The 12844-nt window shown below is 60.2% G+C and carries 13 protein-coding genes and 1 tRNA gene; 4 read left to right on the forward strand and 10 right to left on the reverse strand.

Annotated elements, in window-relative coordinates; all coding sequences use genetic code 11:
• Positions 1-32: 32 nt before the first annotated feature.
• The 3 genes from pgeF to lgt are packed head-to-tail and all read right to left on the reverse strand — an operon-like array spanning position 33 to position 2733.
• The gene (gene pgeF, locus ACOYQJ_RS15735; protein WP_422906993.1) at positions 33-788 is read right to left on the reverse strand and encodes a peptidoglycan editing factor PgeF; all 756 of its coding nucleotides are present in this window, start codon (positions 786-788) and stop codon (positions 33-35) included.
• The gene (locus tag ACOYQJ_RS15740) at positions 785-1849 is read right to left on the reverse strand and encodes a class I SAM-dependent methyltransferase (protein ID WP_422906994.1); all 1065 of its coding nucleotides are present in this window, start codon (positions 1847-1849) and stop codon (positions 785-787) included. The genes pgeF and ACOYQJ_RS15740 overlap by 4 nt, the downstream gene beginning before the upstream one ends.
• The gene (gene lgt / locus ACOYQJ_RS15745) at positions 1846-2733 is read right to left on the reverse strand and encodes a prolipoprotein diacylglyceryl transferase (RefSeq protein WP_422906995.1); all 888 of its coding nucleotides are present in this window, start codon (positions 2731-2733) and stop codon (positions 1846-1848) included. Before lgt ends, ACOYQJ_RS15740 begins: the two co-directional genes overlap by 4 nt.
• Positions 2734-2829: 96 nt before the next feature.
• Between lgt and ACOYQJ_RS15750 the strand changes: the two genes are divergently transcribed.
• Positions 2830-3069 carry an accessory factor UbiK family protein gene (locus tag ACOYQJ_RS15750; RefSeq protein WP_422906996.1) on the forward strand — a complete coding sequence of 80 codons (240 nt, stop codon included), beginning with the start codon at positions 2830-2832 and terminating at the stop codon, positions 3067-3069.
• A 164-nt stretch (positions 3070-3233) separates the two neighbouring features.
• Positions 3234-4685: a xylulokinase gene (gene xylB / locus ACOYQJ_RS15755; protein ID WP_422906997.1), complete on the forward strand. Its 1452-nt coding sequence runs from the start codon at positions 3234-3236 to the stop codon at positions 4683-4685.
• On the opposite strand, the gene ACOYQJ_RS15760 is transcribed toward xylB, so the two are convergent.
• From ACOYQJ_RS15760 to ACOYQJ_RS15780, 5 genes are all read right to left on the reverse strand, one after another.
• The gene (locus tag ACOYQJ_RS15760; protein WP_422906998.1) at positions 4682-5374 is read right to left on the reverse strand and encodes a CDP-alcohol phosphatidyltransferase family protein; all 693 of its coding nucleotides are present in this window, start codon (positions 5372-5374) and stop codon (positions 4682-4684) included. The two genes, xylB and ACOYQJ_RS15760, sit on opposite strands and share 4 nt — an antisense overlap.
• Positions 5375-5474: 100 nt before the next feature.
• A complete protein-coding gene (locus ACOYQJ_RS15765) occupies positions 5475-6098 on the reverse strand; it encodes an FMN-binding negative transcriptional regulator (protein WP_422906999.1) in 624 nt (207 codons plus the stop codon).
• The gene (gene mtaB, locus ACOYQJ_RS15770; RefSeq protein WP_422907000.1) at positions 6098-7354 is read right to left on the reverse strand and encodes a tRNA (N(6)-L-threonylcarbamoyladenosine(37)-C(2))-methylthiotransferase MtaB; all 1257 of its coding nucleotides are present in this window, start codon (positions 7352-7354) and stop codon (positions 6098-6100) included. The genes ACOYQJ_RS15765 and mtaB overlap by 1 nt, the downstream gene beginning before the upstream one ends.
• Entirely contained in the window at positions 7351-8193 is an 843-nt protein-coding gene (dapF, locus tag ACOYQJ_RS15775) for a diaminopimelate epimerase (RefSeq protein WP_422907001.1), read from the reverse strand. Before dapF ends, mtaB begins: the two co-directional genes overlap by 4 nt.
• Before the next feature lie 30 nt (positions 8194-8223).
• On the reverse strand, positions 8224-9243 hold the full coding sequence (locus ACOYQJ_RS15780; protein WP_422907002.1) for a hypothetical protein: 1020 nt from the start codon (positions 9241-9243) through the stop codon (positions 8224-8226).
• Between the two features lie 302 nt (positions 9244-9545).
• On the opposite strand from ACOYQJ_RS15780, the gene ACOYQJ_RS15785 reads away from it, so the two are divergent.
• A complete protein-coding gene (locus ACOYQJ_RS15785) occupies positions 9546-10466 on the forward strand; it encodes a hypothetical protein (protein WP_422907003.1) in 921 nt (306 codons plus the stop codon).
• A gap of 158 nt (positions 10467-10624) precedes the next feature.
• A tRNA-Lys gene (locus tag ACOYQJ_RS15790) sits at positions 10625-10700 on the forward strand.
• A 310-nt stretch (positions 10701-11010) separates the two neighbouring features.
• Here the strand turns inward: ACOYQJ_RS15790 and ACOYQJ_RS15795 are convergent.
• The gene (locus tag ACOYQJ_RS15795; RefSeq protein WP_422907004.1) at positions 11011-11586 is read right to left on the reverse strand and encodes a c-type cytochrome; all 576 of its coding nucleotides are present in this window, start codon (positions 11584-11586) and stop codon (positions 11011-11013) included.
• Positions 11586-12839, reverse strand: a complete 1254-nt coding sequence (locus tag ACOYQJ_RS15800; RefSeq protein ID WP_422907005.1) for a PQQ-dependent sugar dehydrogenase — start codon at positions 12837-12839, stop codon at positions 11586-11588. The genes ACOYQJ_RS15795 and ACOYQJ_RS15800 overlap by 1 nt, the downstream gene beginning before the upstream one ends.
• Between the last annotated feature and the right edge of the window lie 5 nt (positions 12840-12844).

The following is a 12844-nucleotide window of genomic DNA, read 5'->3' on the forward strand; positions in this document are numbered from 1 at the left end:
GACAATGCCGTCACTGTTTCGTCGCAGCGGATTTACATCCGGATGGCCGAGATCAAGCGGCCATAGTCTGCTTCCTTTGCGTGGGTCGTGCGACGGAAAGAATAAAAGCGATCCGGGTCGGAATAGGTGCAATGGCGGGTCCATTCGGCCTCCACCCCGGCTTCGCGAAGACGGTGCAAGCCATAGGCCGGCAGGTCAAAATGCACCCGGTCGTCGGCACCGCCCGCAAAAAACCGGGCATTGGCCGGATCGTCGAGCAGAAAATCTTCAAGGAATTCGGGCCCGACCTCATAAGCGCGCTGAGAGATCGAGGGCCCGATCACGGCCTGAATCTCATCTCGGTCGGCGCCGAGATCGACCATGGCGTCGATCGTCGCCTCAAGCACCCCATCCCGAGCTCCGCGCCAGCCCGCATGCGCCGCCCCGATCACGCCGTTTTCGTGGTCGGCAAACAGCACCGGCTGGCAATCGGCGGTCAGTATGGCAAGGGCAAGCCCTTCGGTTGCGGTGACCAGGGCATCGGCTTTGGGGCGCGGATCGGACAGCGGGCCCGTCACTGTGACAACATCGGGCGAATGCACCTGATGCACGGTCAAAAGGCTGCTACTGTCGACCTCCATCGCAGCTGCGACCCGGGCACGATTGATTGCAACCATCTCTGACTGGTCTGACGATCCCGGTCCGCAGTTCAGGCCCGAAAACACGCCGGACGATGCGCCACCGCGCCGCGTGAAGAACCCGTGGCGAAACGGAGAGAGGCTATCGGCAGTGATAATTTCAAGCGTCATGAGTCCAGTCCCGGCGGGGGAGTCGCGCCCTTGGGGAAAAGCGCGAGCGTTTTGAACAGCGAACCCATTTCCGTCGGGTGCGTCAACCGTCGATGTGCGGCAACGTGAGACTCAAGCGTTGCCTTGCCCATGCCCTTGGCCAAGCTTTGCGCCCGTGCTGTGATGCCCAGCCGCTCCAGAAACACACCCTGCGTTGTCAGGCGCGAATGCGCGGCGGGAGCGGCGCCTTGGGCGAGTGCCTCGAAATCGACATGGGCGGTCAGGTCCGCCTCGCCCGCGGTTTCAAAGGGATTGGCCTGTGCGTGGTTCTTGAGCGCTTGCAGCGTGTCGCCCAGCGAATGCCAGTCGCCGTAATCGATGATCAAAGCAGCGCCGCCATGTTCGGCAATACGGTTGCCAATCTCGCTGGCGATGGCGCTGGCAGGGGCGCAGGTTTCCACAATGTCGCCGTCACGCGTATCACTCAGGCGGTTTGTCAGAGCTTGCTGCGGTGTAGAGTCGGTCAGGCCGGGCGTCAGCAGGCCGTCTTGCACACCGACGACGCATTCGCGCCAGCCGTCGCCGTCTCGGGTGAACTGGCGGATCGGCAGCGCATCAAAGAACTCATTGGCGATCAGGTACAGCGGCGCCTCTGGCAACGATGCGACAGTGTCGTGCCACTGAGGGGAATATTTGCCAAGCCGCCGGGCCTGTGCCGCGCGCAGGATCGGCGAGGCTTCGACCAGATGCAGGGAAAGGGCGTCATGAAAGCCCGGAACGCCTTGGGTGGCGCGCAATGCGTCTTGCATCAACGTGCCGCGACCAGGGCCAAGTTCGGCGAGCGTGATGCGCGCAGGGCTGCCCTGATCGATCCAGCTTTGGGCAAGGGCCAGCCCAAGCAATTCGCCAAACATCTGGCTGATTTCCGGAGCCGTGGTGAAATCGCCCGCCGTCCCAAGGGGGTCGCGGGTGCTGTAGTAGCCATGTTCGGGGTGCATCAGGCAGGCGGCCATGAAGTCGGACAGCGGCATTGGGCCGGTGGCGGCGATCTGCGCCCTCAGGATCTTGGCCAGCGGGGTCATTGCGCGCGCCTGCGGGCCAAGATGATTACGATCGCCCCGGCCAGGATCATCGGCAGCGACAACAGTTGGCCCATGGTCAGACCATAACCGCCGACATGCAGCGCAAGCCCAAGCGGGTTGCCGTCCGTGACGAATTGCGCGTCGGGCTGGCGGACAAATTCGACCAGAAACCGGGCGATGCCGTAGCCGGCAAAAAAGGTGCCCGCGATCAGGCCGGGCTTTTTCAGCGCGCCGCGTCGGGCCAGAACCAACACAAACAGGCCAAGCAGCAGACCCTCCAACCCTGCTTCGTAGAGTTGCGATGGGTGGCGGGCGCAAAGCTCGCCGACAGGCTGGCCGCAGTTTTGCGCGGAAACCCCGGGAAAGATGACGGCCCATGGCAGATCGCTGGGGCGACCCCACAGCTCGGCGTTGATGAAGTTGGCCAGACGCCCAAGCAGCAGACCGGTGGGCGCCGCCAGAGCGGCGAGATCCGCGGTGGAAGCAAGCGGGACCCGCGTCCGCCAGCAGAAATAGATGATCGCCAGCATCACGCCGATCAGGCCGCCATGAAAGGACATGCCACCGGTCCAGACCATGGGAATTTCCAGCGGATGCGAGAGGTAGTATCCCGGCTGGTAAAACAGGACATAGCCCAACCGCCCGCCAAGGATGATGCCAAGGATAATAGAGGTCAGAAGGTCCTCTACCTGCGTCGAGGTCATCGGGGCGGTGTTGGCTTGCCAAAGGCTTGGACGGCGAACCGCCCAGATCGCGATGCGCCAGCCGATCAGGATGCCCGCGATATAGGCCAGCGCGTACCATCGCAGAGCGAACTCTGTGCCGAAAAGCGAGATCGAGAAAAGCTCGGGTGAAAGGTTCGGGAAGGGGATAACAGCCTGCATGCGTCCTGTTGCCTCTGGTGTCGAGGGGAAGTCAACCTTGTGACTGTCGTCTTTGGAGCCCATATATGAGGGGAAATGCAACGCCGGAGTGATCCAATGCAAACGCGCAACAAGGTTTTCGAAGATATCTCGCAACTGATGACCAACGCCATGGGCGTGGCGCAGGGGGCGAAGGATGAGGCCGAGAATGCCATGAAGGGCATGATGGACCGTTGGTTAGCGGACCGCGATTTCGTGACACGCGAAGAATTCGACGCGGTGCGCGCCATGGCGCAGAAGGCCCGCGAAGAGAATGAAGCGCTGAAGGCACGTATCGAGGCGCTTGAGAAGAAGTAACGGCGGGAGCGCTGAGCGCCGCTCGTTCCTTCGGAACATCGCCCCGCCCACCGTCCCGTCGGCGTCGGTGCTTAAGCCCTGATTTCGGACCGCGATCCAACAATCCTGTTTGACACTTGTATTGCCTCAGGCACAAATGCAAATCAAACGAAGGAGGGATCGCCGTGTTTCTTGGACTGGACCTTGGGACTTCGGGGCTGCGGGCTCTGTTGGTCAATGACGCAGGCGCTCCGGTAGCGTCAGAAGCCGAATCCTATGAGGTCTCGCATCCACACGCAGGGTGGAGCGAGCAGGATCCCGGTCATTGGACCGAAGCCTTGGACAACGCGATTTCACGTCTCAAGGCGTCCCACGCGGCGGAACTGTCGGCTGTGCGCGGGATTGGGGTGTCGGGCCATATGCATGGTGCAACACTTTTGGATGACGACGGCAAAGTCATCCGGCCCTGTATCCTTTGGAATGATACGCGCAGCTTTGAAGAGGCTGCCCAATTTGATGCCCTTTCAGGTGTACGTGACCTGTCCGGGAACATTGTTTTTCCGGGGTTCACGGCGCCCAAGCTGCTTTGGGTGGCCAAACACGAGCCCGAGGCCTTTGCCCGTATCGCCAAGGTTTTGCTGCCCGCAGCCTATCTGAACTATCATCTGACCGGCGACTACTTCGCTGACATGTCTGACAGCGCCGGGACGTCTTGGCTGGATGTCGGTGGGCGCGAGTGGTCTGCTGATCTGTTGGCGGCGGGTGGCATGACCGCCGGGCAGATGCCGCGCCTGGTGGAAGGGAGCGAAGTTGGCGGCTTGTTGCGTTCTGACCTGGCACAAGCCTGGGGGATGTCGGCGAATGTTCAAGTCGTCGGCGGCGCCGGGGACAACGCCGCCGCCGCTTGCGGTGTTGGCGCGATGCGCGAGGGTCAGGGGTTTGTCTCGCTTGGGACATCCGGTGTGCTTTTGACCGGTCGTGATGGCTATGCGCCGCTGCCGGCCTCGGCGGTTCACACGTTCTGCCATGCTGTGCCGGGTCAATGGTACCAGATGGGTGTGATCCTTGCTGCGACGGACAGTCTGAACTGGCTGTCACGGGTCACAGGCGCCAAGCCCGCCGAACTTTCCGGGGAATTGGGTGACGCAATTCAGGGACCGGAAAGGCTGCGGTTCCTGCCCTACCTTTCGGGCGAGCGAACGCCGCATAACGACAGCCACATTCGCGGTGCCTTTCTGAACCTTGGGGTCGAAAGCGACCGCAAAGCGATGACCCAAGCGGTGATGGAGGGCGTCGCATTTGCCTTGCGAGATTGCGCCGAGGCGATTGGCCAGACCGGTGCGGAACTGGGCGGACTGTTGGCCATTGGTGGCGGCACGGCCTCGCGTTTTTGGGTCGAAACGATTGCGACGACGCTGGGACTTCCACTGGACCTGCCCGAGGCCGGAGATTTTGGCGCGGCGTTGGGCGCGGCGCGACTGGCCATGGTGGGCACTGGTGAGGGGGCGGTCGAGGAAATCATGACTCGTCCAACCGTGGCGCATACCATCGAGCCGCGCGAGGATCTGCGCCCTGCCTATGAAGAGGCGTATCAGGCCTTTCGCGGCAGCTATCCGGCGATCAAATCCCTGGGCTAGGACCGAGCCGGCACAATTTGCTGCACGATGCCGACACTGATCAAATAGAGCGATGTCGCGCTCAGACCCCAATGCGCCCAGCTTTGGGGATGAAAATCGACCCACGCCGCCCAACCCGCAAAGAAAGTCCACGCAAGGGCGATCGGCAATGACAGGTTGCGCCACCGCTCGGTGCGCACCGGGTGAATGAATTTCAGCGGCAGAAACATCGCGACAGACAGCACGGCGACCAGCGCAAGGATGATCCAGAAGTTGGGCGACAGTGCGAACATGACCAGAACCAGCATGTTCCAGCAACCGGGAAAGCCGTGAAAGGAATTGTCCTCGGTCTTCATGCGACTGTCGGCGAAATACAGGGCGCTGGCGAAGGTGATCACGATGATCGCGAACCAGCCTGTCCAGCCGGGTAAAAGCCCACTTTGGAACAGCGCAAATGCCGGGATAAAGACATAGGTCAGATAGTCGATGATCAGATCCAGAAGAACGCCGTCAAAGCGCGGCGCGTTGGTCTTGACGTCGAATTTGCGGGCCAGTGGTCCGTCGATGCCGTCGACAAAGAAGGCGACGACCAACCAGAGAAACATGATTGACCACTTTTCCTGAGCCGCGGCCAGAAGGGCCAGAATGGCAAAGACGGCACCGGTGGCGGTCAGAAAATGGACGAAGAGGGCGCGTTGCTGATCTGTCATGGAGGCGTCATGGCCCATTCTGCGAAAAAGCGCAAACCGTCTGCGGCTTTGTCCGGCCCGGGGACTGCAAATTCTTCAACAGAAAAGAGCGCCAGCACCATCATTCCGATTTGGGTGGCCGCATCATCTGTTCAGCCAAACCATTAAGGTCGGAGCCGAAACCGCTGTGAACCTTGCTGGCTGCGTTCATGCGAACCGAATTGGGTTTGTTTTGCCCCAACTTCCAGGTGCTCTGAACATCTTCGATGTGCAGCCGGAAAGGCAGGATCATGCGCAGGAATCGCGCGCGTGTCTCCGCCGTCATCTTGTCCATTGTCCAAGGGGGCTTTGGCGCAAGGCGCGCTTCGTAAAAGGCGGACTGGCGGGCAAGCAGCGCGTCAAGGCTTTCCACAGGCAGCGGTTCCAGCGTGCCGGTCAGGTGCACGGCGATGTAGTTCCATGTGGGCACCTGATCGTCGATCTCATACCAATCAGGAGAGACATAGCCATCCGGGCCTGAAATGATCAGCGAGGCGGTCTGCCCGTCTTGGGCCGCGCGGCAGATCGGGTTGGACCGCATAAGGTGCAAGTCCGCCTCGTTTCCGTCCTGCGACAACAAAAAGGGCAGGTGAGCGATCAGCGGTGCGCCTGAGCTCGACGTCGTCAGAATGCCAAATGCGCGCTCTTTTGCAAAATCCAGGGCATTTTGCGTGCCCGTCCGCCTGAAGATCGGATTGGGGTGCATCAGGCCACCAGTTGCGAGCCGCTTTGACCCTTGATGAGTGCTGACACGATCTGGCCAACCGGTTGCGGGGCGGCAAAGGAGACTTCGGTGAATTGTTCGGTGCGCCCCATGTCGGGCGCTTCCATCAGTACCTGATGGGTCAGCCCGGTTTGTGCGGCAAGATGTCGGGTCACCTGGGCGTCCCCTGCGGCGCGCAGGCGGGCGGCGCGGGCTTTGATCGTCGTGCCGTCAATCTGGGTAGGGATGCGCGCGGCCGGCGTGCCAGGGCGGGCGGAATAGGGGAAGACGTGCAGCCATGTCAGATCGCAGTCTGTCACCAGCTTCATCGAGTTTTCGAAATGCGCGTCGGTCTCGGTGGGGAAACCGGCGATGATATCGGCGCCAAAGGTCATGTCCGGACGCAGGCGGCGCGCCTCTTCGCAGAAACGGATGGCGTCGTCGCGCAGGTGCCGCCGCTTCATCCGCTTGAGGATCAGGTCGTCGCCATGTTGCAGGGACAGATGCAGGTGTGGCATCAGGCGCGGCTCGGAGGCGATGGCGAGCATCAGGTTGTCATCCGCTTCGATCGAATCGATGGATGAGATGCGCAGGCGCGGCAGATCGGGGATCAGGCGCAGGATCCGCATGACCAGATCGCCAAGGCGCGGCGTGCCGGGCAGATCCGCGCCCCATGACGTCAGGTCGACCCCGGTCAGCACCACCTCGTTGTAGCCTTGCTGACCAAGCCGTTTGATTTGATCGACCACGACCCCGGCCGGAACCGAGCGGGAGTTTCCCCGGCCATAGGGGATGATGCAGAAGGTACAGCGATGATCGCAACCGTTCTGGACCTGCACATAGGCGCGGCTGCGGGTGCCAAAGCCGTCGATCAGGTGGCCAGCGGTTTCTGTCACCGACATGATGTCGTTGACCTGAACCTTTTCCGTATCGCCGATGAAATTCGCCGAAAGACCAGCCCATGTTTCAGGCGCCATCTTTTCGGTATTGCCGATGACCGCATCGACCTCTGCCATGGCGGCAAAGCTGTCCGGGTCAATCTGCGCCGCGCAGCCGGTGACGATCACCTTGGCGTTGGGGTTTTCCCGGCGCAGGCGGCGAATCTCTTGCCGGGCCTTGCGGACGGCTTCATTCGTCACCGCGCAGGTGTTCACGATCACCGCGTCACTGACGCCGGCCTGCTCGGCGAGGGCTTTCATTGCCTCAGTCTCGTAGGCGTTCAGGCGGCAGCCCAGCGTGGTGAACTTGGGCGCAGTCATAGCGCGGCCAGAAAGGCGGGTGTGAAGATGCCGTCAAAGACATGCATGGTGGCGCCGGTCATCCAGACGCCATCTTCGCGCCAGTCGATCCAAAGCGTGCCGCCGTCCAGATCGATCTGGACCTTGCGACCGGTCAGACCACGGCGCGCGGCGGCGACGGCTGTGGCGCAAGAAGACGAACCCGAGGCCATGGTCACGCCAACGCCGCGTTCCCATACCCGCATCCTCAGGTGATCGGGGCCGATGACACTGGCCACCTGCACGTTGGTGCGTTGGGGATAAAGCGGGTGATGTTCGTAGCGGGGGCCGAATTGTTCCAGCGGGATTGCCTCGGCATTCTCGACGAAGAACGTACAATGCGGATTGCCCATGCCGGTCGCGGTCGGCATGCCCTCGATGGGCAGTTCCAGCGTGTCCATTTCCTCGGCCAGCGGGATTTCATCCCAGAGCAACTGCGGAAGCCCCATGTTGACCGAGGTCAGCCCGTCGCCCGCGTCCTTGGCATAGAGAGTGCCGCGCTCGGTGGTCAGGGAAAGGCTGTCCTGCCCGGTCTCTTCCATCAGGAATCGCGCGATGCAACGGGTGGCGTTGCCACAAGCGCCCGCAGTTGAGCCATCGGCGTTATAGAACACCAGATGCGCGTCGCCGTCCTTGGACGGCCCGATCACCGCAAGCTGATCAAAGCCAACGCCCATGTGGCGATCAGCCACCGCGATGGCCAGTTCCGGAGTCACCTGCACGTCACGCGCACGGCTGTCGATCACGACAAAGTCGTTCCCGAGCCCGTGCATCTTCATGAAGGGCAGTCCTGTGTCGCGCCAATCTGTCATAGGGGGCATATACGCCCGCGCGCGCGGCGAATCCAGAGGTCAGGCTTGCCCAGTTTCAAGGATGTTGCGGAAGGCGGCTTCGGCGGTTTCAAGCAGCGGCGCCAGCATATACGTTAGCGGGTTGCGATCCGCGAAATAGGCCGCGACACCGCATAGATGGGCCGCAAAGGCCGGATGCAGGCCCAGATCGTCTTTCTGCCGAATGCGCTCTTGCTCCAGCCAACCGCGTTTTGGCGCATCCCGGGCGATCAACCTAAGCCGTTGAATACAATGCAAGACCGTGTAGACATGGAGATAGTCCAGATAATCGGCGCGGCTGTGCCCACAGGCAGGGTCAAAGCCGTCTTCCACGATATCCAGCATCGTTTCGCCGTCGAGCGGCCAGGTTTCATCCCCGATCAACCAAGCGAAATCTTCGGCACCATGGCGCATTCCGGCGTATTCAAAGTCGAACCAGCGCAGGCGGTCGTCGTCATCCAACGCTGCATTGCCTGATCTGCAATCCCATTTGACGAACTGAGTCGCCGGGCAATCCAAAAGGGCGGCGATTTCCTGAACAGGGTAACTGTCAGGCACCCCTTGTTCGAGAAAGTCCTGAAACATCTGCGGACCTTGCACAAATTCCTTGATCCAGTCGGTGTTACTGCCCAGATGCGGGAGGGTGTCGGCAAGCTCGGTTTTGCGGGCGGCGGCCTGAATGCGGAAAATGGCGGCAACCGCCTCTTCTGCGATGGCGACCTGATCGCCGCTGTCATAATCGACAATCTCGCGATTCAGGCGTCGATCTCCGACGTCGGATTGAAACATGATGTTCTCAACCACGCCAAAGCACACAGGGATATCATCGCAAAAAGGATCGAGTCGCTGAAGGATATAGGCCTCAAGATGGGTGCGCCGGAAATTGGGCCGTAGCGAGCCGATCACCGTCGTATCATCGAAATGCAGCCGCTGACTGGCCCGGCCAGAGCCACCGGGCGAGGTGATCTTGCGGACAGGTGATTGGAAATAGGCCTCGGCGGCGATTTTCAATTGATCCTGAAGGCGCAGCGGTTTGTTCATTTGAGGCTCCACAAAGTCTTGCGGCAAATTTGGCCGGGAAAAGTGCCTAAATTGTGGTGTCCTACGGCCAAATGAAGGGCGATTCGTCGGGGCTTTGTTTTGCTGACGGTCTACAATGCGCGGCGTCGCAAGGGATCGTTCCCAAAGCAGGGGGCAATTGGGACAAAATTTGAACCAGAATTTGTCAAAACTGTGATGATGGCGGTATCACTAGGGCAACCGGGGTGGGGGCGCACCGGGGTGTTCACTTCAGACGCGGAATGCTGATTGTGAATCGCTCGGACGAGTGAGGATACACGTCCATGTTCCATTCAGTATGGCAGATGCCAAAGTTCGACGGTTGCGACACTCGTGGCGGCTGGAGAGGTGGCCATGGTCATGGCGGGCGCGGAAGCCATGGCGTCAAAGACGAACATGTCGGCAAGGCAAGCCACGGCGATAAGTCCTACGCCGCATCGGGCCAGGGGAGCGGGGGCTCAAAAGGCTCAGGCGGGGGCAGCAACGGATCTGACGGCGCGCAGGGCGCCTCTGCTGGCACCAATGGCACATCCGGATCGCAAGGGGCTCAGGGTACTCAGGGCGCAGCCTCGGGCGGATCCCAAGCCAGCTGTGGCACATCATACCATAATGGCGGTGTGGAGGGTGATGGCCTGAAGAATTGGTATGATGAACATCTCGCCGATCACTTCGACGACTGCTCAGACGAAAACACTGATGGAACATCGGGCGGCACCGGCAGCAAAGGTGGTAGCCACGGGGGCAGCTATGGCGCATCCGGTGGCACGAACGGGACCGGGACGGCGGGCGAGGAAACCCCCGATGATCCCACGCCCGAGGACCCCGGCGACGACGCGACCTGCGATGGCGGTTTGGTGCTGGATTTGACCGAAGAAGGCGCGATCCGCGTCATCAACCTTGAAGAAAACCCCGATGACGGGACCTTTTCTGGCTCGGTTGAATATCTTGATGACGAAGGCGTTCCTGTTGCTTTGGGCCACTTTGAGGGTGTCTCCGAAATCATCATGCCTGATCCCGACGACCCGGATGGCCCGGACGATCTGCCGCGCGACATTGCCTATAGTACCGATGGCGTGAACGGACCTGGTCTGCCACCCAAGGCCGATTTGACTGACCTGATTTCCTCGCTTTGCACTGACGAGGAGGAAGAGCCTGCGGTTGAAGAGCCAGAAGAAGACCTGGAGGATTATTGCGAGCCGGTCTGATCGGGCGATCCTGAGAAAATAATGACCCGGCACCCCAATGATGCCGGGTCTGTCGATTTGAGAAGCAGCGGATTTGGCAGGAAGTTTTTAACTTGCTCGAAAAAAGCACTGGATGGGGTTGACCCTGTCTCGGGTTCTTCTTAAAGACCGCGCTTAGTGGGCCGTTAGCTCAGTTGGTAGAGCAACTGACTTTTAATCAGTGGGTCGCAGGTTCGAATCCTGCACGGCTCACCACTGATCCTCCAACGAGATCAATTTGATGAATGCCGCCCAAGTGGGCGGCTTTTGTCATTCTTGGCCGCGCTGAGAAAGGCTTCTTGGCAAAATGCGGTTTCACTAGATCGCAAGAGCTTCTTCGCGGCGAAAGCGCATCACTAGGAGCGGCTCCGGCTGAACCTTTTCGCCTTCGGGTTTCGAGGGCCGAACGCCAAGGTTGCCAAGCTGGCTGGCGCATCAATAAATCCAGCTATCTCGCGGTCTATTGTTTGTCACCGCGGCCAGACATGCCGCAGAGCGAAACTCGTCGCGGTAGACGATGGCAATTCTATTCTGGCGATATTTCGAGTTGTATGCTGGCGTACCAATCAGCTGCGGCGCGGATTTGCTCATCCGTCATGTCTTTGGCGATTTCGCTCATGATTTCATGCGTTCGTTTTCCACTTCGAAAAGCATGCAACTGCGTATCAATATAGATGTTTGTTTCGCCTGCCAAATTCGGCACGCCCTCCATCTGACCGATTCCGTCAACGCCATGACAACTGACGCATGCTTCAGGAGCATCAGCGGCATCCCCCGTTACAGTAGCCGTCGCTTTCTGGCTTGAATACCAGGCGGCCAGGTCCGCGATCTCTTGATCTTTCAACGACTTGGCGACAACTGACATCATTTCGTGCACGCGAGTTCCATCGCGAAATGCGGTCAGTTGGGCAGCCAGATAGGCAGCCTGTTCTCCGCCGATATGGGGTGCGATCGGGATTTTGGCATAGCCGTCGATGCCATGGCATGTCCTGCACTGCTTTGCCAGCGCGCGACCCGTTTCCGGGTCGCCACCTGCCGCAGTGTCTGCGAACACTGCCCCGGCGAGGAGAATCCCGCCGAGGCTCATTGCAAGGCTACGCATTATTCGCCGTAGCTGATGCGATAAAGCGCACCCGCCAGATCGTCAGACACAAGGATCGACCCGTCGCGCAAGTTCGCAACATCGACAGGGCGGCCCAGATATTCGCCGTTCTCGTCAATCCAACCTTCGGCAAAGGGCACGGTTGTGACCGTGCCATCTTCGGCCACAGTGCTGACCATGACCCGGGCGCCGACCGGCGTCGTGCGGTTCCAGGATCCGTGCTGCGCCGAGAAGATGGCATTGCGATACTTTTCGGGGAATTGGTTTCCGGTGTAGAACACCATGCCCAGATCGGCCGCATGGGCGATGGTTTCAGACACAGGCATGGTTACGTCGACTGGCACCTCCACGTCCTTGTACTCGTTGGTCCGGACATCCCCTCCGCCGTACCAGGGGTGGCCATAGTTCAGGCCGACTTGGGTCATGTGGTTAATCTCGCCCGGGGGAATGTCGTCCCCCATGCCGTCAACCTGATTGTCGGTGAACCACAGATCGCCAGTGGTAGGGTCAAAGTCCTGTCCAACGGAATTCCGCACGCCACGGGCTATGATCTCGCGTCCCGTGCCGTCTTGATTCATGCGGATGATCCCGCCAATCCCGGTGTCCATGTATTTCTGGATCTTGTCAGGAGGCGTCACGTTATGCGGCTGCCCAAGCGAGATGTAGAGTTTGCCGTCAGGTCCGATATCGCAGACGCGCGCCGTGTGATTGAAGCTTTCCTCGTCGGCCGGGATCAACTCGCCTTGTGGCACCACCTGTCCAACCGCGACATCGGGCGACTCGTAAAAGAACTCGGCTGCCGGAAAGACCAAAACGCGGTTTTGTTCGGCGATGTAAAGAAAACCATCGGGGCTGAAACAGACGCCGTTCGGAATGGTAAAGGTCAGCGACGGGGCAAAATCTTTGACTTCATCCGCAACGCGATCCTTGTTGCGGTCGGTGACAACCCAGACCTTGTCCTTGCGCGTGCCGACAAACACCGCGACGCCTTGCGGCCCGACAGCGATATGGCGCGCGTCCGGCACCACGGCATAAAGCTCGATCTTGAAGCCGTCAGGCAGCTTGATCCGCTCGAGGGTCTTCTTGATCCCGTCCGCGTAATCTCCGGATTGATCGACAACCGTGAAATCCTTTATTCCGGTCGACTGCATGCTTTGCAGGCGTTCAATATTTGACGGAAGTTCAGCGCTTTGCGCATGCAGGGTTCCGGCGGCTATGGACATAGCAGCCACTGCAGTCAGCATGGTTTTCATGGAAA

The sequence above is a fragment of the Pacificoceanicola algae genome (assembly GCF_049341065.1).
Taxonomy (GTDB): Bacteria; Pseudomonadota; Alphaproteobacteria; order Rhodobacterales; family Rhodobacteraceae; genus Pacificoceanicola.

Coding starts and splice junctions, on each gene's coding strand:
- ACOYQJ_RS15780 (WP_422907002.1), bottom strand. CDS start 9,243: ATGAACAAACCGCTGCGCCTTCAGGATCAATTGAAAATCGCCGCCGAG.
- ACOYQJ_RS15800 (WP_422907005.1), bottom strand. CDS start 12,839: ATGAAAACCATGCTGACTGCAGTGGCTGCTATGTCCATAGCCGCCGGA.
- lgt (WP_422906995.1), bottom strand. CDS start 2,733: ATGCAGGCTGTTATCCCCTTCCCGAACCTTTCACCCGAGCTTTTCTCG.
- mtaB (WP_422907000.1), bottom strand. CDS start 7,354: ATGACTGCGCCCAAGTTCACCACGCTGGGCTGCCGCCTGAACGCCTAC.
- pgeF (WP_422906993.1), bottom strand. CDS start 788: ATGACGCTTGAAATTATCACTGCCGATAGCCTCTCTCCGTTTCGCCAC.
- ACOYQJ_RS15750 (WP_422906996.1), top strand. CDS start 2,830: ATGCAAACGCGCAACAAGGTTTTCGAAGATATCTCGCAACTGATGACC.
- dapF (WP_422907001.1), bottom strand. CDS start 8,193: ATGCCCCCTATGACAGATTGGCGCGACACAGGACTGCCCTTCATGAAG.
- ACOYQJ_RS15760 (WP_422906998.1), bottom strand. CDS start 5,374: ATGACAGATCAGCAACGCGCCCTCTTCGTCCATTTTCTGACCGCCACC.
- ACOYQJ_RS15785 (WP_422907003.1), top strand. CDS start 9,546: ATGTTCCATTCAGTATGGCAGATGCCAAAGTTCGACGGTTGCGACACT.
- ACOYQJ_RS15765 (WP_422906999.1), bottom strand. CDS start 6,098: ATGCACCCCAATCCGATCTTCAGGCGGACGGGCACGCAAAATGCCCTG.
- ACOYQJ_RS15795 (WP_422907004.1), bottom strand. CDS start 11,586: ATGCGTAGCCTTGCAATGAGCCTCGGCGGGATTCTCCTCGCCGGGGCA.
- ACOYQJ_RS15740 (WP_422906994.1), bottom strand. CDS start 1,849: ATGACCCCGCTGGCCAAGATCCTGAGGGCGCAGATCGCCGCCACCGGC.